Source organism: Streptomyces sp. NPDC017448 (assembly GCF_044330565.1).
Lineage (GTDB): Bacteria > Actinomycetota > Actinomycetes > Streptomycetales > Streptomycetaceae > Streptomyces.
This window is the reverse complement of sequence record NZ_JBIRLM010000006.1, coordinates 26,449-47,437: the sequence shown is the minus strand read 5'-3', so window position 1 is coordinate 47,437 and position 20,989 is coordinate 26,449. Positions and strand designations below refer to the sequence as shown.

Here is a 20,989-nt window from a genome sequence, read left to right as displayed (position 1 = left end):
AGTAGGGAAAGTTCTACCGCGCTGGGAGTGCGTGCCTGCCGCAACTTGTGTGTCTGATGTGGCCGTCGACCGCGTTCACGGGGAGCGGTCGACGACCACGTCCGAAGGCCGTCAGGCCGCCGCAGCGGCCTCGCGGCCCCTTCGCATCCGGCGGTGGAAAATCTCGTCGAAGGTGGCGCGGGCGCCTGCGGGATCGATGTAGTGCATGGCCAGGAGGGCGGCGATGACGGTGCCGACCAGGTCGTTCTGAACCTCGGACCAGGTGTGGTCGTCGCCGCAGGTGGTGAGGCCGTTCAGGCCGTGGAGGGCGTGCATCACCTCGCCGGCTTCCTCGGCGACCTTACCGACCTGGAGGGCTTTGAGCTCTTCGTCGGGGAGGTGGGCGCCGGCCGCTCGGCAGACGGCGGAGAGCTTCTCGATGTTGTCCCACAGGGTGGCCACGGCGGACCTCCGATCGATGGGTTCGGCTATTCCTGTGCGGGTCGTCCGAGCTGGCGTACGGTCCATCCGGCCATGCGCCAGGCGTCGGCGTCGATGAGGTTGCGGAGGTCGACGATGACCTGGTCCGCGACCAGTGGGGCGAGGGCCTTGGGGTCCGCCTCGCGGAAGTGGGGCCATTCAGTGGCCAGGACGATCAGCTCGGCTGCCGCGAGCGAGTCTTCGAGGCTTTCGCAGTAGTCGAGTTCGGGGTGGCGGCGCAGGGCTGTGGGCACGGCGTGCGGGTCGTGGACGGTGACGGTCGCGCCGCGCTGGTGCATGAGCGCGGCGATCGCCAGGGCCGGGGATTCGCGGACGTCGTCGGTGCCTGCCTTGAAGGAGGCGCCCCAGACGGTGCTCCGTACCCCGTCGACGGGGCGGCCGAGCGTCTGCTCGATGAGCTTCAGCGCGGCGGTGGGGCGGGATTCGTTGACCTCCTCTGCAGCGCGCAGCATGGTTGCTGCCTCGGCGGCGCCCAGGGTGCGGGCGGAGGCGGTGAAGGCGCGGACATCTTTCGGGAGGCAGCCGCCGCCGTAGCCGGGGCCGGCGTTGAGGCCGCCGCGGCCGATGCGGGGGTCCAGGCCGATGGCCTCGGTGAGCTGCTGGACGTCGGCTCCGGCGGCGGTGCACATGTCGGCGACGCCGTTGATGAAGGAGATCTTCATGCCGAGGTAGGCGTTGGCGGCGCCCTTGATGAGTTCGGCGGTGGCGGGGTCGGTCACGAACAGCGGGATGCCGTTCGCCAGGAGGGGTGCGTAGACCTGGCGTACCGCGTCCTCCGCGCGGGCCGAGGGCACGCCCACGACGATGCGGTCGGGGCGCAGGGTGTCGTCGATGGCGTGGCCCTCGCGCAGGAACTCGGGGTTCCAGACGACCTCCACGTCCTCACCGGCCGGGGAGAGCCGGGCGAGAAGAGCGCCGAGGTCGCGGGAGGTGCCGACGGTGACCGTGGACTTGCCGATGACGACCGTGGGCCGGGTCAGGTGCGGGGCGAGGGCGCGGGCTGCGCCGAAGACCTGTCCGGTGTCGTAGCTTCGTCCGTCCGCGTCGATCGGCGTGCCCACGGCGAGGAAGTGGATGTCGGCGAACTCGGCCGCCTCTGCGAGGCTGGTGGTGAACCGCAGGCGTCCAGTTGCGGTGTGGGTGCTGAGGAGTTCGGGCAGGCCGTCCTCGTAGATGGGGCACTCGCCTGCGTTGAGGCGATCGATCTTCGCCTGGTCCAGGTCCACGCCGATGACCTCGTGGCCGATCTCGGCCATGGCAGCGGCGTGGGGGATGCCCAGGTGACCACAGCCGATGACGGATACGCGCATGGGTCGACGCTCCTTTCCTTGTCCCTCGCCCGCCCAGGGGAGTCCGGGCCGGCCGGGTGCGTCACGCTAGTACTGCAACGGTCTTTTTCGTGATGGTTTATCGGGTTCTGGTGGCGTGTGGCCGCGTCGTTTGTAGTGGCTGGTGCGGGCTTGGTGTTGTCGTCGGCGGCGCCAGGTCGACCAGTGCAGGATGTGGTCGACCGGGGCGGGCCGGTGGTGGGTGAGGCGGTGGATCAGGCGTCTGGGTTCGGCCAGGCTCAACGGGACGAGGCCGGAGGATCCGTTTCTGCTTTGCCGGTGTCGAGTTCGCGGGCCCGCAGGATCGTGAGGCAGGCGTGGGCGGCCATGGCCAGGGTGATGTGGCGGTGCCAGCCGGGATAGCGGCGGACCTGGTAGTCGTCCAGGCCGCACTCCTGTTTTGCGGTCTGGAAGCACTCCTCGACCGCCCACCGATTGCCGGCGACATGGATCAGCTCATCGAGAGTGGTGCGGGCGGGGCAGTAGGCGATGTAGTAGGAGATCTCCTCGGGCCGGCTGACACTGCCGCGGGCGATCACCCAGTGCCTGCGGTCCTCCCGGTGCCAGGGCCGGACCTCGACCCTCGCCCAGTCGAAGACGCGGGGCCCGTGGGCGCCGTTGCCGCCGGAACGGCGCTTCCACTTCTGCCTGGGCAGGTCGTGGAGCAGGGCGTGGACGGGGTGGTCGAGTGCCCAGCGGGTGACGACGGTGTCGTGCCGCGCGGTGGCCATGACGTGAAAGACATCGGCCTGCTCCAGCTCGCTGCGCCAGCTCTTGGAATAGCCGTATCCGGCGTCCGCGCTCACCCAGCCGAACGGGATCTTCTCCTCGATCGCCCGGCGGACCATGGCCCGGGCGATGGCGGCCTTGGTCTCGAAGACGACCGTGTCGTCGACACCGGCCCGCCGACAGCGTTCCCGGTCATCGGTCCAGGAGACGGGCAGGGAGAGCCGCCGGTCGATCAGGGTGCGGCCCCGGCCGGTGGCGTAGGCGAGGAAGACCCCGACCTGGCAGTTCTCCGTCCTGCCCGCGGTCCCGGAGTACTGCCGCTGGACCCCGGCCGAGCGGACGCCCTTCTCCAAAAAGCCGGTGTCGTCCACGATCAGCACCGCCTGCGGGTCACCCAGGTGCTCGCCCACGTATTCGCGCACGTCGTCCAAGATCTCGTCCGCGTCCCAGTCGATCCGGTTCAACAACCGGTGGATCCGGTCCGGACCCGCATGCCCGGCCTCCTCGGCAAGCGTCCAGCCGTTCTTCCGCTCGAGCGGAGCTATCAGCCCCCGCATACACGCCAGCGCCGACTCACATGGCTCCGACCTGGCAAAACGGTGCACGAAACGCTCATGGAGAGCCGTCAGTTCACCCGCCCACGGCCCGACACCAACCAGCACCCCACCCATGACCAGACCAACGACCCACCTGCCAAACCGTCATGACAAGCACCGTTGCAGTACTAGTCCAGGTCGTGCCCACCGCTGGCGGGTACTCGAGTTCGTTCGACAGGGCCCAGCTTTGAAGCGGTATCCAACGACCCAACCCGCTCGAAAGGTCAGCTATACCTGGTCAGCCTCGTCGTTCGAGCGAGTCCGCCGATGGGCTTCTGCTGCTGCCCACTGGGGCCCGAGAGCCCCGATGCGTTGCCCTGCTGTGTGGACGCTGGCCGTACAGCGGTAGCGCTGCTCAGAGCATTGAAGTACTCCGACCCGAGAAGATGCCAAGAAGCTGAGGGCTTCTACGACCGGGCCCTCCTTGACGCGGTACCCCCGGGTCCGCAGCTCGCGTCGGATTGAAGTGAGATCGAGCCAGCCTCCCTCCTCGAACGGGTCCTCTGCTTCCACATTCAGGATGTCGACTAGCGCGTACTCAAGCTGGCTGCGGAGTTCCTGAGCCTCCCAGTGCTCGCGAAGCGCATCTTCGCGGTGTGCTGCCTTGAGAGCGGGGTCCACAAGGGGCGCGAGCTGGGTCAGGGTAAGCGGCGTCCGCTCCTGGCGTCGGACAACCTCGGCCAGGAGCTCGGTGTCGATCACGGCAATGGCGGGGTCCTCGTCGGCTTCCTCGAGCATTCGACATTCGAATCCCGGCCCGATGAGGAGATGGCTGTGTGCCCCGACCGCTGCTCGATGTTCAGCCAACCTGAACAATGACTGAGCTCTCACAGGGCCGGTGGCCGACGTTTTCGCCTCAACGGCCAAGATCCGCGAGTCCGTGCCCACACCGAATCGCACGTGGCCGTCCACCGCTCCGGTGCCGCCTACGTGCTTGCCCGGCATGCCCAAGTAGCCCAATGCAGCGACGGTGGCCTTCTCCAAGCGCTTGGGGTTCGCGCTGTCCCGCGCGGCACCCTCTAGCTCCTCCGCGATGCCCGAATCCAGCGGCAGCGGATTGGATTGCAGGCTGATGACGGGAGGACTGCCGTCGCGGTGGCTCTCGGCGTCGTTGGCGGACGGTGTGCCAGAGAACGCGTGATCCGGGTGGAAGCGGGGCATCGACTCCTTGAACGCTCGTCCGAGAGCCGTCATGCGGTAGGTGGTTTGCGAGAGCCTGGTGACGAGTCCGCAGGCATTCAGCAGGTTTAGACGGGTGTTGACCGCGCTGCGAGACAGAGGCTTCTCCCTGTTGGGGAGGTAGCGCGAACTGCGTTCCGCAAGTGTGCCGGTTGTTGGGCGAGCTGTTTGCTCAAGCTCGCCTAGAACCTCCCCAAAGAAGGCGATTGAGGCATGAACGATGCGTGCAAGGTCCAATGGCTCGCCGGACTCGACCCAAGCAAGCGCAGCAGGCGTGGCGGTCCAGGTCTCGGATGATGTCCGTTGAATAAGCCCGAGAGCCTTGAGGGTGTCCTTCGCGGTACGTGCCGTAGCAACCGTCTGTGCTTTGGGGAATGTGCTCTGTACGAATCGCACGAAGTCAGCGTCACTGACCGACGGTATGGCCGCCTCGGTGAGCACCTGAAGTGCGTCCAATGACCCGCCATTGGCAGAAGTTCCCGGAATGTAAAGGTTCGCTCCGTCTGCCCTTTCCTTGAGGGCAGTTTCGTCGAGCTGTTCGATGAGGTGGACGATGGCCCCGGCTGCAGGGGAAGACAGTACGACCGGGTTGGTGTCCTGGGGCTCGGGCCTACCCAGCTCAAAGGTGGCCACGACGCGACGGCCTGCTTCCGTCAGGTGGACGTGGCGGTCGAAGAGCTCAATCATCCCTGTAACTGCGAGCCAGCCTGTGCGATCGCGTACAGGAGCAGGCGTGTCCCACTGTAGGTCGAACTCTTCACGGGCCAGGTCGAGCAGTTGCTCGTGTGTGCGCGGTTCAGAGGTCAGGGCACCCAGGAGTTCGCCCACGAACCTGACGTTGCAGTGGAGTGCTTCCACTAGCACGGCTGGTTCGCCACTCTGTTGCCAGGCGAGGGCGGCGGCGCCCGGCAGAAATGTCGATTCCTTACGGGAGAGCAAGCCGGCTCGGACGAGCCGCTGAAGCTGGTGCCGGTTCAGGCCGCCAGGTTGAGGCAACGACTCCTGATCACAGGAGGTCGCTCCCGTAGCGTGGGACAGCTCTTCGATCAGGGTGTTGAGCATGGTGAGCCAGGAAGCCCGCGCGCCTGGTAGCACAGGCATACCTGTTGATCGTTCCGTCCAAGCCCGAGGCCGTATGAGATCTCCCATGAATGTGGACGTTATATGCATCTTGGGATTCGCCATAACTCGATCGCGAGGAGAGCTGCTTGCGAGGATCGCGGGAGTCATTTCCCGTATGGCATCGCTGCAAGTGCTTCTCGGGAGGGGGTGTCGAGATTCGGGGCGCTCGGGGATCGCGAGTGCATGAGGGAGGCGTGCTGTTCGGCTTCGCCCTCGGTGGACTCGCAGAGGGAAGTCGGGCTTTGGCCTGATGCCCCGCCAGGGGAGTTGTGGCACACGAATGGCATGCCAGCCCGAAATGGTCTAGACAACAAGGAAGCCCCAGGCCGCTGACCTGGGGCTTTGCGTTGGAGCGGGTGACGAGAATCGAACTCGCGCTCTGAGCTTGGGAAGCTCATGTTCTACCATTAAACTACACCCGCGAAGCATGCCGATCACCGGCGCTGCATCGTTCCACACTCTACCCCATGTCAGGCCCCCGGCGAATGAGCCGTGGGGCCTCCGTGTTGTGCGGGTGGGGAGGGGAGGGGGTGTACGGGGATGTGAGGGGCGGGAGTTGAAGGCGTAGCGTGGGCAGTCGGAGTGCCGGGTGTGGTGGCGTCCCGTTCATCCCCTAATGTGGCTTTCTCGTCCGTATGCGGTTGGGGAAGGGACTTGATGGATTCGATGGAGCGCACCGTCGTCCGCTGTGCCGAAGGACATGTTTTCGCTACCTCGTCGTTCCCGATGCAGCAGCTCGGGACCGGCCGGATCGGGCCCGGGCGGTTGATCCGGTGTCCCCGGTGCGCGCGCTTGCGGCAGGCCGTGCCGGTGGTGTTCGAGAAGCGGTAGCGGCCTCCGGGCAAGGGGCGAAGAGCGGTAGCGGCGGCCGGACAGAAGTCGGACGGTGGCCGTGTGCGGGCCGTGGCGTGCGGGAAACCGTCGCCACGGCCTTCGCGATAGGCGGCCCCGCAGTGGTCTCGGGGGCACGGGGCGCGGGGGCGTGGAGCGCGGCCCCCGGCGGGGCGCGGTCCCCGGCGGAGTGCGGCCCCCGGTGGAGCGTGGCCCCCGGTGGAGCGCGGCCCCGACGGAGCGCGGTCCCCGGTGGAGCGTGGCCCCCGGTGGAGCGCGGTCCCCGGCGGGCGTGCTCGTTGGAACCGGTGCCGTGACGGCCCCGGGGCGGCGTACGCGTACAGGAGTACGCGTACGGGAGGTGGCCCGCAGCCAAGAAGTGGCCCGCAGCACGTGCGGGTGGTCCGGTTGGGGTGGGGTCGTACGTTCTGCGTATCCTCGGGACGTGCTTCTCTCAGACAAGGACATCCGGGCCGAGATCGACGCCGGCCGAGTCCGTATCGATCCGTACGACCCTTCGATGGTGCAGCCGTCGAGCATCGACGTGCGGCTGGACCGCTACTTCCGGGTGTTCGAGAACCACCGGTACCCGCACATCGATCCGGCCGTCGAGCAGGCCGACCTGACCCGCACGGTCGAGCCGGAGGGTGACGAGGCGTTCATCCTGCACCCCGGGGAGTTCGTGCTGGCGTCCACGTACGAGGTGATCTCGCTCCCCGACGACCTGGCCTCCCGGCTGGAGGGCAAGAGTTCGCTCGGGCGGCTCGGTCTGGTGACGCACTCGACCGCCGGGTTCATCGACCCCGGCTTCTCCGGGCACGTGACCCTGGAGCTCTCGAACCTCGCCACCCTGCCGATAAAGCTGTGGCCGGGGATGAAGATCGGGCAGCTGTGCATGTTCCGGCTCTCCTCGCCCTCCGAGTTCCCGTACGGCTCCGAGCGGTACGAGTCGCGGTACCAGGGCCAGCGGGGGCCCACGGCCTCGCGGTCGTTCCAGAACTTCCATCGGACCCAGGTGTGATCAATCATGGCTAGTGACGTGCGGGAAAACCTCAGCTACGAGGGCTTCGGGCGGGCGGTGCGCGAGCTGGCGCAGGCCGTCGCCGACGACGGGTACGAGCCCGATGTGGTGCTGAGCATCGCCCGGGGCGGCGTGTTCGTCGCCGGCGGGCTCGCCTACGCCCTCGACTGCAAGAACATCCACCTCGTCAACGTGGAGTTCTACACCGGGGTCGGGACCACCCTGGAGATGCCCGTCATGCTGGCGCCCGTCCCCAACGCGATCGACTTCTCCGACAAGAAGGTCCTGATCGCCGACGACGTCGCCGACACCGGCAAGACGCTCAAGCTCGTCCACGACTTCTGCGTCGACCACGTCGCCGAGGTCCGCAGCGCCGTCATCTACGAGAAGTCCCACTCCCTCGTGAAGTGCGAGTACGTGTGGAAGAAGACCGACCAGTGGATCAACTTCCCGTGGAGCGTCGAGAAGCCCGTCGTCCGGCGGAGCGGGCAGGTGCTGGACGCGTAGGGCCGTAGCCCCGCCTGGCGGTAGCCCCGCCCACGAGAAGGTCCCCGGAGCGTCGTGCGTGCTCCGGGGACCTTCTCGTACCTGCCTCAGATCGTGCCCAGCTTGATGATCGACAGCAGGGCGACCAGCTGGATCGCCGACGCCCCCAGCGCCTTCGGCCACGGCAGGTCGTGCGACTTGGCGACCATCGACGTGAACAGCGCCCCGGCCGCCAGCCAGGTCAGCCAGCCCAGGATCTGGACCAGGGAGTTCTCGCCCCCCAGGAACACGGCGAAGATCAGGCGCGGGGCGTCCGTCATCGACATGATCAGCATCGACAGGCCCACCGTCGGCTGCCACGCGCCCGTGCCGCCGAGCTGGCGGGCCAGGGTGTGGGTCACCGCTCCGAGGACCAGGCCGCCGATGACGAAGCCGACGCCCGTGAACAGGACGTAGGGGATGGCCGTCGAGATCGTCGCGTTGATCGCTTCTTCGCGCGCCTGGTCGAAGCCGAACAGCGCGAGCAGCCCGTAGAGGAACGTGACGACCAGCGCCGGGCCCCAGACCGGGTAGTCCCGCATCTGCCAGAACGTCGGCCCCGGGCGGGTCACGATGCCGCTCAGCAGCTCCTTCCAGCCCAGCCGGGGGCCCGCCGGCGCGGCGGGGGCGGAGCCGGCGTGGTAGGTGCTGCCGTCGCCGTACGGGTCCTCGTCGACGCGGAACGCCTGCGTGTGGCCCGGGTTGTTGGCGTACGGGTCGTGGGGCGCGGGGTCGGCGTAGGGGTCGCCGAAGTACTCCGGCTCACCGTGGCCGCCTCCGCCGTGGTGGCCGCCGTGGCCGTGCGGGGCCCGGCCGGGCCCGCCCTGCGGTCCCTGGCCCGGGTGGCCGCCCCCGTGGTACGGGGCGCCCTGCGGGGGTCCGTACGGCGGCGGCGCCGAACCGTTGCCGGGGGCGCCGGCGGTCGGCCACGGCTGAGCGCCGTACGGCGGCTGCGGTGCCTGCCCTCCGTACGGCTGCTGCCGCTGCTGCTGCGGTTGTTGCGGGGTGCGGTTGTCCCGGCCGCGTCCGATCCTGAATCCAGCCACCCGTCGAACGTACCTGGTCCCCGGGGTCCGGGGGCGGGGCGGGGGAGGACCGCCCGCCATTGCGGCCGAGCTGTGACATCCCCTAAGGGGTGAACCCCGGCCCGTCGGCGGGGGAGTTCAGGGGAGGAAGACCGCCGTGGAGAAGGTGGCGAGGGGCTTGTCCGTGTTACCGGCCGGGTAGAGCGCGACCAGGTCCTGCTGCTCGCCCCGGTACGTCCGCACCACCGTGTCCGGCTTCCCGTCGCCGTCGTGGTCCCCGTGGCCCAGGAGGGCGGTGCGGGTGGCGCCCGTCGCCTTCAGCGGAGCGGTGGGGAGCTTCTCGGCCGTGAACGCGTAGGCGCCGCCCGGACGCGCCGGGCCCTCTGCCGAGCCGAGGAGGAGGGCACCCCTGCCCGCCTGGCCGGGGGCGTGCGGGCGGACCGCGGCGACGAGGTCGTCGTAGCCGTCCTCGTTTGTGTCGGAGCCGGGTTCGGGGGCGTAGAGGTACGGGCCCCCGTCGGGCAGCAGCTCCGCACCGCGCGGGGCCCCGGCCCGGGTGAAGGGGCCGTGCAGGAAGGTGACCCGGCCGGCGCTGGCGGTGACCGCGAGGTCGGCCCTGCCGTCGCCGTCGAAGTCGCCGCAGACCGGCTGCTCGGGCCATTCGTTGCCGAACCGGGCCTGCTGCGGGATGCGGACGGTGACCGCCCTGCCGGCGAGGCCGGCCGGGGAGCCGAAGAGGATCTGGAGGGGGACGGGCGGGGCGCCGATGCCGTTGTACGGGGGGTCGGTCGAGACGACCAGGTCGGTGAAGCCGTCCCGGTCGAGGTCGCAGGCGGCCTCGGAGTCGAAGGCGGCGGGCAGGGTGTCGCCGGACTTCGCCGCGTTCGCCCGGGCGCTCAGCAGTTGCCGTACGGCGGGGTCCAGGGGGCGGCCGGGGTCGCCGGTGCCGTAGACGACGCCGATGCCCGCGTCGTCGCCGTGGCTGTCCTCGGGGGCCTTCACCAGGTCGTCGAGGACCAGGTCGCGGTGGCCGTCGCCGTTGAAGTCGTACGGGGCGCGGCTGCCCTCGCCGCGGGGCACGGGTATGCGTGCGGCGCCCGCCCGGGCCCGTGGCGGGGTGTCGCTGTTCTTGGCGCCGGGCGCGGGGGAGGGGGGCGGGCCCGAGCAGGCCGTGAGTGCGAGCAGCAGGGCCGTGCAGACCGCGGCGAGGGGGGCCGTCGTCCTGCCGGGGGCCGCGGCCCTGGGGTGCTCGGTGCGGGTGGGTGGGCGCACGGGTGCCTCGTCGTCGTTCGTCGTCCGGCGCCCACCGGTCGCGGGGCGGGTTCCCGGACGGTGTCGGGCTTCTTCCGGGCACATGATGCTTCAGATGCGGCATCCCGTACATGCCCGGGCTCACACGCGAGGGCCGCCACCGCCGCCGGGCGGGGCGCCGGGCACGGAGAACGGGGCGCCGGGCACGAAAAACGGAGTGCCGGGCACGGAAAAGCGGCCGGTCCCGCCCCCGAGGCGGGTCCGGCCGCTCGTCGCGGCGATGCCTTACGTCACTGTGCCGGTTCGGGCTCCGGCGCGTCCACCGCGTCGGCCTCACCGGCCGGGTCGACCGGCGTCTTCACCGAGTCCAGCAGGAGCTGGGAGACGTCCACGACCTGGATCGACTCCTTGGCCTGGCCGTCGTTCTTCTTGCCGTTGACCGAGTCGGTCAGCATGACGAGGCAGAACGGGCAGGCGGTGGAGACGATGTCCGGGTTGAGGGCGAGGGCCTCGTCGACGCGCTCGGTGTTGATGCGCTTGCCGATCCGCTCCTCCATCCACATCCGGGCCCCGCCGGCGCCGCAGCAGAAGCCGCGCTCCTTGTGGCGGTGCATCTCCTCGTTCCGCAGCCCCGGGACCTTCGCGATGATCTCGCGCGGCGGGGTGTAGATCTTGTTGTGGCGGCCCAGGTAGCACGGGTCGTGGTACGTGATCAGGCCCTCGACCGGGGTCACCGGGATCAGCCTGCCCTCGTCGATGAGGTGCTGGAGCAGCTGCGTGTGGTGGATGACCTCGTACTCGCCGCCGAGCTGCGGGTACTCGTTGGCGATCGTGTTGAAGCAGTGCGGGCAGGTCGCGACGATCTTCTTCGACGACTTGGGCTTCGTCGCCGTCGCGCCTTCCTCACCTTCGGCGGAGTCCTCGCCGAACGCCATGTTCAGCATGGCCACGTTCTCCTGGCCGAGCTGCTGGAACAGCGGCTCGTTGCCCAGGCGGCGGGCGGAGTCGCCGGTGCACTTCTCGTCGCCGCCCATGATCGCGAACTTGACGCCCGCGATGTGCAGCAGCTCGGCGAAGGCCTTGGTGGTCTTCTTGGCCCGGTCCTCCAGGGCGCCCGCGCAGCCGACCCAGTACAGGTAGTCGACCTCGGTGAGGTCCTCGACGTCCTTGCCGACGATCGGGACCTCGAAGTCGACCTCCTTGGTCCACTCGACGCGCGCCTTCTTGGCGAGCCCCCAGGGGTTGCCCTTCTTCTCCAGGTTCTTGAGCATCGTGCCCGCCTCGGACGGGAACGAGGACTCGATCATCACCTGGTAGCGGCGCATGTCGACGATGTGGTCGATGTGCTCGATGTCGACCGGGCACTGCTCGACGCAGGCGCCGCAGGTGGTGCAGGACCACAGGACGTCCGGGTCGATGACGCCGTTCTCCTCGACGGTCCCGATCAGCGGGCGCTCGGCCTCGGCGAGGGCGGCGGCGGGGACGTCCTTGAGCTGCTCCTCGGTGGCCTTCTCCTCGCCCTCCATGGTCTTGCCGCCGCCGGCCAGCAGGTACGGGGCCTTGGCGTGCGCGTGGTCGCGCAGCGACATGATCAGGAGCTTCGGGGAGAGCGGCTTGCCGGTGTTCCAGGCGGGGCACTGCGACTGGCAGCGTCCGCACTCGGTGCAGGTGGAGAAGTCGAGGATGCCCTTCCAGGAGAACTGCTCGACCTGGGAGACGCCGAAGACCGCGTCCTCGGCCGGGTCCTCCCAGTCGATCTCCTTGCCGCCGCTCGTCATCGGCTGGAGCGCGCCGAGCGCGACCTCGCCGTCGGCGTTCCGCTTGAACCAGATGTTCGGGAAGCCCAGGAAGCGGTGCCAGGCGACGCCCATGTTGGTGTTGAGCCCGACGGTGATCGCCCAGATCATCGTCGTACCCAGCTTGATCATCGCGAACAGGTAGACCAGGTTCTGGAGCGTTCCGACGCTCAGCCCCTCGAAGGCGAGCACCAGGGGGTACGAGACGAAGTACGCGGGACCGTAGCCGTCCACGTGGTGGAGCGCGCCCTCCAGCCCGCGGAGCACCAGGATCGCGGCGCCGATGACGAGGATGACGGTCTCGACGAAGTACGCCTGGCCCATCTTGGAGCCGGTGAACCGCGACTTGCGGCCGGCCCGCGAGGGCAGGTTCAGCTGGCGGATCGCGATCAGGACGAGGATGCCGACGGTCGTGCCGAGCGCGATGAACTCGATGTACATCTCGTACGGCAGGAACGTGCCGATGTACGGCAGCACCCAGTCGGCCTTGAACAGCTGCCCGTACGCCGTGACGATCGTCAGGCCCAGGGTCAGGAAGCCGACCGCGACGAACCAGTGGGCGACGCCCACGATTCCCCAGCGGTTCATGCGGGTATGGCCGACGAACTCCTTGATCAAGGTGATCGTCCGCTGCTTGGGGTCGTCGGTGCGGCTGCCAGCCGGTACCGCCTGTCCGAGGCGGACGAAGCGGTAGATCTGCGCGACGGCTCGGGCGACGAGCGCAACGCCGACGACCGTCAGCACCAGCGACACGATGATCGCGGCGAGTTGCATGAGTGGGGCTCCTCGGGCCTGCGAGAGCGGGATCCATTGGGGTACTGCCTACTACTAAGCAGTAACTTAATTAGTCTGTGCTGACACTATCCACTTAGTCCACCCCGCTGCAGCCGGGCGGGCGGTGATCTGTGTCGCTCAGGTGTGCCTTGGTCCGACGCGACGCGGGGAGAGCCGTCCGCAGGCAGTCGCGTGCGGCTTCGGCCAGGATCGCCAGGTCGAGCACGACTCCATGGTGCTCTGCGTAGTGCTGGTCGAGCAGGGCGGGGTCGTCCCACGGCAGGCCCGAGCGGGCCCGTACCTGTGCCAGGCCGGTCAGCCCCGGGCGCAGTTCCCGCCGCCAGCGCCGGGCGCGGGGGCCCGTGGCGCGCGGGTCGCCGGGGGCGAGCGGGGCGGGGCCGACGAGGGCGAGGTCGCCGCGTACGACGTGGGGGAGCCGGGAGAGCACGTCCAGGCGGAACCGCCGCGTGCGGAGCGTGCGCAGGGCGAAGACCCGGCCGTCGAGACCGGTGCGGGGGCGGCGGTCCCAGGCGCCGCCCGGAGTGCGCCGCAGGGTCAGCACGAGGGCGGCCGCCGCCACGGCGGGGGCGGTCAGGGCCAGCAGCGCGGTGCCGAGGACCAGATCCAGCGCGCGCTCGGCCGTCGTGCCCGTCGCCCGGGGGAGGAGGCGGTCCGCGAGCCGCCCGGCCCGGTCGGCGAGGCCAGAGAGGCGTGCGGCGGCGCGGGAGGGGAAGCAGCTCCTCGCGGATCCGGAGATCGCTCCGTACGGGTGCGGGTGCGGGTACGGGCCGGAGCCCCGGGGCCGCCGGGCCGCGCCGCCCGCCTCCTGTGCGTACCGCGTCCTTCTTCTCTGCCGGGCGCGCCGCTGCCTCGCGTCCTGTCTCGCGTTCTGCATCGCGCCCGCCCGGGTTCGAAGGTTCGATGGGGTGACGGTCCACGGTGGAACCTGCCGGTCGGTGACGGTTGCGGCCGTCTCGCGGCATTTTGTGACAGAACGATCCCATGGTGGGGCCGTGGGACGGGTGGTGTGCGAGGGGTGTGGCGTGCTTCGGGGCGGTGGTGTGGTGGCGGCACCTGCGCGGATGTGGTCCGCGTAAGCACTTAAGTTGAGCGTGCTCGACTCAGGTCTGTTGACGCATGCGGCGGTGTGATGCATCCTTGAGTCAGATCCACTCAAGTAGTCAGTTGGAGGAATTGAAATGGCACGTGCGGTCGGCATCGACCTGGGCACGACTAACTCCGTCGTCAGCGTTCTCGAAGGCGGCGAGCCCACCGTCATCACCAACGCCGAAGGCGCCAGGACCACGCCGTCCGTCGTCGCCTTCGCCAAGAACGGCGAGGTGCTCGTCGGCGAGGTGGCCAAGCGCCAGGCGGTCACCAACGTCGACAGGACCATCCGCTCCGTCAAGCGCCACATGGGCACGGACTGGAAGATCGACCTCGACGGCAAGAGCTTCAACCCGCAGCAGATGAGCGCCTTCATCCTGCAGAAGCTGAAGCGCGACGCCGAGTCGTACCTGGGCGAGAAGGTGACCGACGCGGTCATCACCGTCCCCGCGTACTTCAACGACTCCGAGCGTCAGGCGACCAAGGAGGCCGGCGAGATCGCGGGCCTGAACGTCCTGCGCATCGTCAACGAGCCGACCGCCGCCGCCCTGGCGTACGGCCTCGACAAGGACGACCAGACGATCCTCGTCTTCGACCTCGGTGGCGGCACCTTCGACGTGTCCCTCCTGGAGATCGGCGACGGCGTCGTCGAGGTGAAGGCCACCAACGGCGACAACCACCTCGGTGGCGACGACTGGGACCAGCGCGTCGTCGACTACCTGGTGAAGCAGTTCGCCAACGGCCACGGCGTGGACCTGTCCAAGGACAAGATGGCTCTCCAGCGTCTCCGCGAGGCCGCGGAGAAGGCGAAGATCGAGCTCTCGTCCTCGACCGAGACCACGATCAACCTGCCCTACATCACGGCGTCCGCCGAGGGCCCGCTGCACCTGGACGAGAAGCTCACGCGCTCGCAGTTCCAGCAGCTGACCGCGGACCTCCTGGACCGCTGCAAGACCCCGTTCCACAACGTCATCAAGGACGCGGGCATCCAGCTCTCCGAGATCGACCACGTCGTTCTCGTCGGCGGCTCCACCCGTATGCCCGCCGTCGCCGAGCTCGTCAAGGAGCTGACCGGCGGCCAGGAGGCCAACAAGGGCGTGAACCCGGACGAGGTCGTCGCCATCGGCGCCTCGCTCCAGGCCGGTGTCCTCAAGGGCGAGGTCAAGGACGTCCTGCTCCTCGACGTCACCCCGCTCTCCCTCGGCATCGAGACCAAGGGAGGGATCATGACCAAGCTCATCGAGCGCAACACCACGATCCCGACCAAGCGGTCCGAGATCTTCACGACGGCCGAGGACAACCAGCCGTCCGTGCAGATCCAGGTCTACCAGGGCGAGCGCGAGATCGCGGCGTACAACAAGAAGCTCGGGATGTTCGAGCTGACCGGTCTGCCGCCGGCCCCGCGCGGCGTTCCGCAGATCGAGGTCGCCTTCGACATCGACGCCAACGGCATCATGCACGTCGCCGCCAAGGACCTCGGCACCGGCAAGGAGCAGAAGATGACCGTCACCGGCGGCTCCTCGCTGCCGAAGGACGAGGTCAACCGGATGCGCGAAGAGGCCGAGAAGTACGCGGAGGAGGACCACGCCCGCCGCGAGGCCGCCGAGTCGCGCAACCAGGGCGAGCAGCTCGTCTACCAGACGGAGAAGTTCCTCAAGGACAACGAGGACAAGGTCCCCGCCGACGTCAAGACGGAGGTGGAGACCGCGGTCGGTGAGCTGAAGGAGAAGCTCAAGGGCGAGGACACCGCCGAGATCCGCACGGCCACCGAGAAGGTCGCGGCCGTCTCCCAGAAGCTGGGCCAGGCGATGTACGCCAACGCCCAGGCCGAGGGTGCGGCCCCGGGCGCCGAGGCGCCGGGCGACGGTCAGGCCAAGGCCGACGACGACGTCGTCGACGCCGAGATCGTGGACGACGAGAAGGACACCAAGGGCGGTGCGGCGTGACCGAGGAGACCCCGGGCTTCGAGGAGAAGCCCGACGTCCCCTCCGGCGCCACCCCTGACGACGCCGAGCCGAAGGCCGCCGACCCCTCCGAGGAGGAGGCGGCGGCCCCGGCCGGGGACACGGACGAGACCGTCGGCCTGACCGCCCAGCTGGACCAGGCACGCAGCGCGCTCGGCGAGCGCACCGCGGACCTCCAGCGGCTCCAGGCCGAGTACCAGAACTACCGCCGCCGCGTGGAGCGGGACCGGGCCCTGGTCAAGGAGGTCGCCGTCGCGAACCTCCTGTCCGAGTTCCTTCCCGTGCTCGACGACGTCGGCCGCGCGCGGGAGCACGGCGAGCTCGTCGGCGGCTTCAAGTCGGTGGCCGAGTCGATGGAGACCGTCGTCGCGAAGCTGGGCCTCCAGCAGTTCGGCAAGGAGGGCGAGCCCTTCGACCCGACGATCCACGAGGCCCTGATGCACAGCTACGCGCCGGACGTCACCGAGACGACCTGCGTGGCGATCCTGCAGCCGGGGTATCGCATCGGCGAGCGCACCATCCGCCCCGCGCGGGTGGCCGTCGCCGAGCCGCAGCCGGGCGCCACGCCCGCCGCGGCCCAGGAAGAGAAGACCGACGACGAGGAGAGCGGTGGCACCGAGGAGGTCTGACGACGCGTCTGACCACCTCGGGGCCCACCGCGCGGCCCGGCGGCCGGCCCACGGGCCGGCCGCTCGGCCGATCGTCCGGAAGGAGGGACGTCGATGAGCACGAAGGACTTCGTCGAGAAGGACTACTACAAGGTTCTCGGCGTCCCGAAGGACGCCACCGACGCCGAGGTCAAGAAGGCGTACCGGAAGCTCGCCCGCGAGTACCACCCGGACGCCAACAAGGGCGACGCCAAGGCGGAGGAGCGCTTCAAGGAGATCTCCGAGGCGAACGACGTCCTCGGCGACCCCAAGAAGCGCAAGGAGTACGACGAGGCGCGCGCCCTCTTCGGCAACGGCGGCTTCCGGGCCGGCCCCGGTGGTGCGGGCGGCAACTTCAACTTCGACCTGGGCGACCTCTTCGGCGGGGGCGCACCGGGCGGTCAGGGCGGCGCGGGCGGCGGCTTCGGCGGCGGGGGCGGTCTCGGCGACGTCTTCGGCGGGCTGTTCAACCGGGGCGGCGCGGGCACCCGCGTCCAGCCCAAGCGCGGCCAGGACATCGAGTCCGAGGTGACGCTCAGCTTCACCGAGGCGGTCGACGGGGCCACGGTCCCGCTGCGGATGTCCAGCCAGGCGCCCTGCAAGGCGTGTTCCGGTACCGGCGACAAGAACGGCACCCCCCGGGTCTGCCCGACCTGTGTCGGCACCGGCCAGGTCTCGCGCGGCAGCGGCGGCGGATTCTCGCTGACCGACCCCTGCGTGGACTGCAAGGGCCGGGGCCTCATCGCCCAGGACCCGTGCGACGTCTGCAAGGGCAGCGGCCGGGCGAAGTCGGCGCGCACCATGCAGGTGCGGATTCCGGCGGGCGTCTCGGACGGCCAGCGGATCAGGCTGCGCGGCAAGGGCGGCGCGGGCGAACGCGGCGGACCGGCCGGCGACCTCTACGTCGTCGTCCACGTCGACGCCCACCCGGTCTTCGGACGCAAGGGCGACAACCTCACGGTCACCGTGCCCGTCACCTTCCCGGAGGCGACGCTCGGCGGCGAGGTCAAGGTCCCCACGCTCGGCGGCCCCCCGGTCACCCTGAAGCTTCCCGCCGGCACCCCCAACGGGCGTACGATGCGCGCCCGGGGCAAGGGCGCCGTGCGCAAGGACGGCACCCGCGGCGACCTGCTGGTCACCGTGGAGGTCGCGGTCCCCGGGGAGCTGGACCAGGAGGCCAGGGACGCCCTGGAGACCTACCGGAAGGCCACCGCGGACGAGGACCCGCGGGCGGAACTGTTCCAGGCGGCGAAGGGAGCTTGAGATGGACGGCCGTCGACGCAATCCGTACCAGCTGACCGATGAGACACCGGTGTACGTGATCTCGATCGCGGCCCAGCTCTCGGGCCTCCACCCTCAGACGCTGCGCCAGTACGACCGTCTCGGCCTGGTCTCCCCGGACCGTACGGCCGGGCGCGGCCGGCGCTACTCGGCCCGCGACATCGAGCTGCTGCGCACCGTGCAGCAGTTGTCGCAGGACGAGGGCATCAACCTGGCGGGCATCAAGCGGATCATCGAGTTGGAGAACCAGGTCGCCGCGCTCCAGCAGCGCGTCGCCGAGCTGTCGGCGGCGGTGGACGGCGCGGCGGTCGCCATGCAGCAGCGCGAGGCCCAGGTGCACGCCTCGTACCGCCGCGACCTGGTGCCGTACCAGGACGTGCAGCAGGCCGGTGCGCTGGTGGTCTGGCGGCCGAAGCCGAAGCGGCCGACGGAGTAGGCGCCGACCGCCCGTCACAGGCGAAAAGGGGGCCGGGAGAGCGGATCGCACGCTCTCCCGGCCCCCTTCCGCGTATGTACCGGGCGCCGCGCGCGTACGTACGCGCCCGGCGCCCCCTCTACGGCAGGAGTTCGCTGACCGTCTCGACCAGCATCATCCACATCGGCTGGCCGCCGGTGCCGAAGGCGGCCGCCAGCGTGTAGGCGATCGCCGCGTCGAGGGGCTCCACCGTGGCCCCGTCCCGCCATTCGGCCAGGACCCGGCCGTCGCCGCCCGAGGAGAAGTCCCCGACGCGCTTGCCGTCGCGGAGGAGCCGGCTGCTCGGGATCGAGTCGGGCACCAGCCGGTAGGACGTGCCCGCGCAGCGGACGTCGACCCGGTAGGAGCGGCGGCGGAGCTTTCCCTTGCCGGGCTTGATCGTCGCCTCCTCGCCGTCCACGGTGAGGGTGAGGTGGCGGGGGTCGCGGGTGCCGATGGCGATGTGGTCGTCGACGGTCGCGCCGGGGGCGCGGGTGAGGACGGTGCGCGGGATGCGCTCGCCGCTCACGACGAGTATCTCGCCGTGTTTTCCGGTGAGTTCGACCAGGATGCTGCCGAAGTGGTCGTCCTCGACGGCGGCCGGCAGGGGGGTGGTGTCGGTCATCTGGGCTTCGTGGTCCTCGGAGTCGGTCCGGCTGCGCCTGTGGAGCGCCGCGCCGGCGGCTCAACCGCGCCGGCGTGCCTCTACGATGCCCGAGCCGACGAGGAGGGCGCCGAGGTGGGTGCGACTGGTGGCGCCGAGGGTCTGCATGAGCCGGGCGATGTGGGAGCGGCAGGTACGGACGCTGATGCCCATCTTGCGGGCGACGACGTCGTCGATGTGGCCTTCGGTGAGGAGGCGGGCGATGCCGCGCTGGACGGCGGTGTCCGGGTGTCCGGTGGGGCCGCGGAATGGTTCTCGGCCAGCGGAACGGCCTGCGCCCAGAGGACTTCGTACACCTGGATGAGGTAGGAGACCAGAGCCGGGTGGCTGATGCGCAGCGCGGTCGTGCCATCCGCCGAGGCGGGGACGTAGGCGACCGCACGGTCCATGATGATGAGCCGTTCGACGGTCAGCTCGGTGGTGCGGACCTGGACGTGCTGTGCGGGCACCTGGGCGAGGTAGTCCCGGACGGAGCCGCTGTAGCGGGCCGGGTGCTGGTAGATGTGCCGGACCCGGACACCGTGCTCGATCGCGGTGTGGGCGTTGGCCAGGGCCGTCCTCAGCACCGCGGGTGGACGGTTGCTGCCGGGCTGGGCCGTCCGTATCTCGTCGGTGGCCGTGGTGGTCGCCTCGTCGATGGACGCCTGGATGGTGGCGCTTCCTTCGAGCACGGTGATCGCCAGGTTGGGGTCGCCCTGTGCGAGGGCGGTCAGCGGCAGGAGCGAGTGGCTCAGCGTCGCGGCGAGACGCAACCGTTCGTCGATCTCCCGGGAGACGGGCTGCAGGAGGTGGGCCGGTGCGGAGGAGGGCGGTACCGGACGCAGTCAGTCGGCGTCCCACGGATCGGGGTGCACGAGGGACAGCTCGATGAGACAGGGGGCGGCGGAGACGTCCGTACGCGCCAGCCGTCCGGTTCGCAGGGCGGCCCCGTACATCCGGAGCGCCGGCTCGCACAATTCGGCTCTTCCGTGCGGTGGGCGCCCTGTTCTGTCCTTCTCGATGACCATGGGGTATCCCCCCGCTTCGTGCAGTGCAACAAGTGGACGGTGGTGCCGGCCTGGTTGTGGGGCGATGGTGGAGGAGACGGGGAGCGGGGAACCCCCCGGACGAACCTGGGTGTGGCCGTGCTCTCCCCCATTGTGCGGTCACGCCCGGGCGGTGGGGGGGAGTGCGGGGTCCGGTCCGGATTCCAGAATCCCTGACCGTGCTATGAGGTAACCGAGTTGGGCTCTGCTGTTGCTGCCCAGCGCGACGCTGAGTTTGGCGATGTGGGAGCGGCAGGTGCGTACGTTCATGCCGAGGCGGCGAGCGATCGCCTCGTCGACATGGCCTTCCACGAGGAGTTTCGCGATGGAATGCCGTACCCCGGAGATGCCGTCGGACGGGGAGTCGTACGGAATCTGCTCCTGGAGGGGGACCGCGCGGTGCCAGAACTGCTCGAAGACCTTGGTCAGGTACTCCACGATGCCGGGGTGCCGCAGTTCGAGGGCCACGGTGCGGTCGTCCGTGGCCGGTATGAAAGCGACGGTGTTGTCGAAGATCATGAGCCGCTCGATGAGCTCTTCGAGCGTTCGGATCTCCACCTTGCTGTCGGCCATCTGTGCCGCATAGCTGAGAGTTCCGTGGCTGTGGCGGACGGTGTGCTGATACAGGGTCCGCATGCCCACACCTCGGGCGGTGAGCATTCTGCCGCGTTCCATCGCGATGGTCAGCGCGTTCTCGCTGCGTCCTCCGCCGGGCTGAATCGTGAGGACTTCCGAGTGGCACTCCGCCAGGGCGAGTTCTATGGACGCGTTGATGCGGTCGATGCCTTCGAGGACCGTGATGGCGTGCGTCATCGGCGGTGCCTGCGCGCTGATCGCCATGAAGGGTTCGAACGCCTCGGTGAGTTCGACCGAGCGACGCCTCCGTTCCTGGATCTCCCGCTCGATCGGGTGGAGCCGCTGCGTCAGCGCTGCTGACGGCGGCACTGGCCGGAGCCAGGTGGGATCGTCGGGATCGGGGTGCAGAAGAGCGAATTCGAGCAGGCAGGGAGCGCCCTCCGCCTCGGCACGAGCTATCTTGCCCACGCTCAGCGCGCTCGCGTAGAGCCGCGCCCCCTCGTCGCACATCGCGCTTACCGCGTGGGGATGTGTCGCTTTAGTGCTTTCTGTGGTCAATTCTCCACCCCCCAGGAACATGAATCAGCAGGAACATGATGCATCGGTTCTGTGGC

At 69.5% G+C, this 20,989-nt stretch carries 18 protein-coding genes and 1 tRNA gene; 6 read left to right on the top strand and 13 right to left on the bottom strand.

What is annotated here, in order from left to right:
* Positions 1-111: 111 nt before the first annotated feature.
* The 5 genes from ACH4K1_RS12505 to ACH4K1_RS12485 all read right to left on the bottom strand — a co-directional run bounded on the left by ACH4K1_RS12505 (position 112) and on the right by ACH4K1_RS12485 (position 5,856).
* Positions 112-441 carry a MazG-like family protein gene (locus ACH4K1_RS12505; RefSeq protein WP_398088936.1) on the bottom strand — a complete coding sequence of 110 codons (330 nt, stop codon included), beginning with the start codon at positions 439-441 and terminating at the stop codon, positions 112-114.
* Between the two features lie 26 nt (positions 442-467).
* Positions 468-1,790, bottom strand: a complete 1,323-nt coding sequence (locus ACH4K1_RS12500) for a UDP-glucose dehydrogenase family protein (protein ID WP_398088935.1) — start codon at positions 1,788-1,790, stop codon at positions 468-470.
* A 257-nt stretch (positions 1,791-2,047) separates the two neighbouring features.
* Positions 2,048-3,208 (bottom strand): IS701 family transposase, encoded by a 1,161-nt coding sequence (locus ACH4K1_RS12495; RefSeq protein ID WP_398088933.1) that lies wholly within the window; start codon positions 3,206-3,208, stop codon positions 2,048-2,050.
* A gap of 153 nt (positions 3,209-3,361) precedes the next feature.
* On the bottom strand, positions 3,362-5,374 hold the full coding sequence (locus ACH4K1_RS12490; RefSeq protein WP_398088931.1) for a hypothetical protein: 2,013 nt from the start codon (positions 5,372-5,374) through the stop codon (positions 3,362-3,364).
* A 408-nt stretch (positions 5,375-5,782) separates the two neighbouring features.
* Positions 5,783-5,856 (bottom strand) — tRNA-Gly (locus tag ACH4K1_RS12485).
* Between the two features lie 854 nt (positions 5,857-6,710).
* Here ACH4K1_RS12485 and dcd point away from each other — a divergent pair.
* Positions 6,711-7,286, top strand: coding sequence for a dCTP deaminase (dcd, locus tag ACH4K1_RS12480; RefSeq protein WP_398088929.1), 576 nt, complete (start codon positions 6,711-6,713; stop codon positions 7,284-7,286).
* A gap of 6 nt (positions 7,287-7,292) precedes the next feature.
* Positions 7,293-7,793 (top strand): phosphoribosyltransferase, encoded by a 501-nt coding sequence (locus tag ACH4K1_RS12475; protein ID WP_228994973.1) that lies wholly within the window; start codon positions 7,293-7,295, stop codon positions 7,791-7,793.
* Positions 7,794-7,879: 86 nt separating this feature from the next.
* On the opposite strand, the gene ACH4K1_RS12470 is transcribed toward ACH4K1_RS12475, so the two are convergent.
* The 4 genes from ACH4K1_RS12470 to ACH4K1_RS12455 form a co-directional block, all read right to left on the bottom strand.
* Positions 7,880-8,857 (bottom strand): Yip1 family protein, encoded by a 978-nt coding sequence (locus ACH4K1_RS12470; RefSeq protein WP_398088928.1) that lies wholly within the window; start codon positions 8,855-8,857, stop codon positions 7,880-7,882.
* Between the two features lie 117 nt (positions 8,858-8,974).
* Positions 8,975-10,108 carry an FG-GAP repeat domain-containing protein gene (locus ACH4K1_RS12465; RefSeq protein WP_398088926.1) on the bottom strand — a complete coding sequence of 378 codons (1,134 nt, stop codon included), beginning with the start codon at positions 10,106-10,108 and terminating at the stop codon, positions 8,975-8,977.
* 269 nt (positions 10,109-10,377) lie between these two features.
* Positions 10,378-12,657 carry a (Fe-S)-binding protein gene (locus ACH4K1_RS12460; RefSeq protein ID WP_398088924.1) on the bottom strand — a complete coding sequence of 760 codons (2,280 nt, stop codon included), beginning with the start codon at positions 12,655-12,657 and terminating at the stop codon, positions 10,378-10,380.
* A gap of 94 nt (positions 12,658-12,751) precedes the next feature.
* Positions 12,752-13,414, bottom strand: a complete 663-nt coding sequence (locus ACH4K1_RS12455; RefSeq protein ID WP_398089261.1) for a sugar transferase — start codon at positions 13,412-13,414, stop codon at positions 12,752-12,754.
* 442 nt (positions 13,415-13,856) lie between these two features.
* Between ACH4K1_RS12455 and dnaK the strand changes: the two genes are divergently transcribed.
* From dnaK to ACH4K1_RS12435, 4 genes are all read left to right on the top strand, one after another.
* Positions 13,857-15,710 (top strand): molecular chaperone DnaK, encoded by a 1,854-nt coding sequence (gene dnaK, locus ACH4K1_RS12450; RefSeq protein WP_398088923.1) that lies wholly within the window; start codon positions 13,857-13,859, stop codon positions 15,708-15,710.
* Positions 15,707-16,357 (top strand): nucleotide exchange factor GrpE, encoded by a 651-nt coding sequence (grpE, locus tag ACH4K1_RS12445; protein WP_228994968.1) that lies wholly within the window; start codon positions 15,707-15,709, stop codon positions 16,355-16,357. The genes dnaK and grpE overlap by 4 nt, the downstream gene beginning before the upstream one ends.
* Before the next feature lie 93 nt (positions 16,358-16,450).
* Positions 16,451-17,638 carry a molecular chaperone DnaJ gene (dnaJ, locus tag ACH4K1_RS12440; RefSeq protein WP_398088922.1) on the top strand — a complete coding sequence of 396 codons (1,188 nt, stop codon included), beginning with the start codon at positions 16,451-16,453 and terminating at the stop codon, positions 17,636-17,638.
* A gap of 1 nt (position 17,639) precedes the next feature.
* The gene (locus ACH4K1_RS12435; RefSeq protein WP_359745249.1) at positions 17,640-18,092 is read left to right on the top strand and encodes a heat shock protein transcriptional repressor HspR; all 453 of its coding nucleotides are present in this window, start codon (positions 17,640-17,642) and stop codon (positions 18,090-18,092) included.
* Positions 18,093-18,210: 118 nt separating this feature from the next.
* Here ACH4K1_RS12435 and ACH4K1_RS12430 read toward each other — a convergent pair whose 3' ends face one another.
* The 4 genes from ACH4K1_RS12430 to ACH4K1_RS12415 form a co-directional block, all read right to left on the bottom strand.
* The gene (locus tag ACH4K1_RS12430) at positions 18,211-18,735 is read right to left on the bottom strand and encodes a hypothetical protein (RefSeq protein WP_398088921.1); all 525 of its coding nucleotides are present in this window, start codon (positions 18,733-18,735) and stop codon (positions 18,211-18,213) included.
* Positions 18,736-18,795: 60 nt separating this feature from the next.
* Complete coding sequence (locus tag ACH4K1_RS12425) at positions 18,796-18,927, bottom strand: hypothetical protein (RefSeq protein WP_398088919.1); 132 nt, start codon at positions 18,925-18,927, stop codon at positions 18,796-18,798.
* A gap of 671 nt (positions 18,928-19,598) precedes the next feature.
* Positions 19,599-19,730 (bottom strand): hypothetical protein, encoded by a 132-nt coding sequence (locus tag ACH4K1_RS12420; protein WP_398088918.1) that lies wholly within the window; start codon positions 19,728-19,730, stop codon positions 19,599-19,601.
* A 189-nt stretch (positions 19,731-19,919) separates the two neighbouring features.
* Entirely contained in the window at positions 19,920-20,954 is a 1,035-nt protein-coding gene (locus ACH4K1_RS12415; protein ID WP_398088917.1) for a helix-turn-helix transcriptional regulator, read from the bottom strand.
* Between the last annotated feature and the right edge of the window lie 35 nt (positions 20,955-20,989).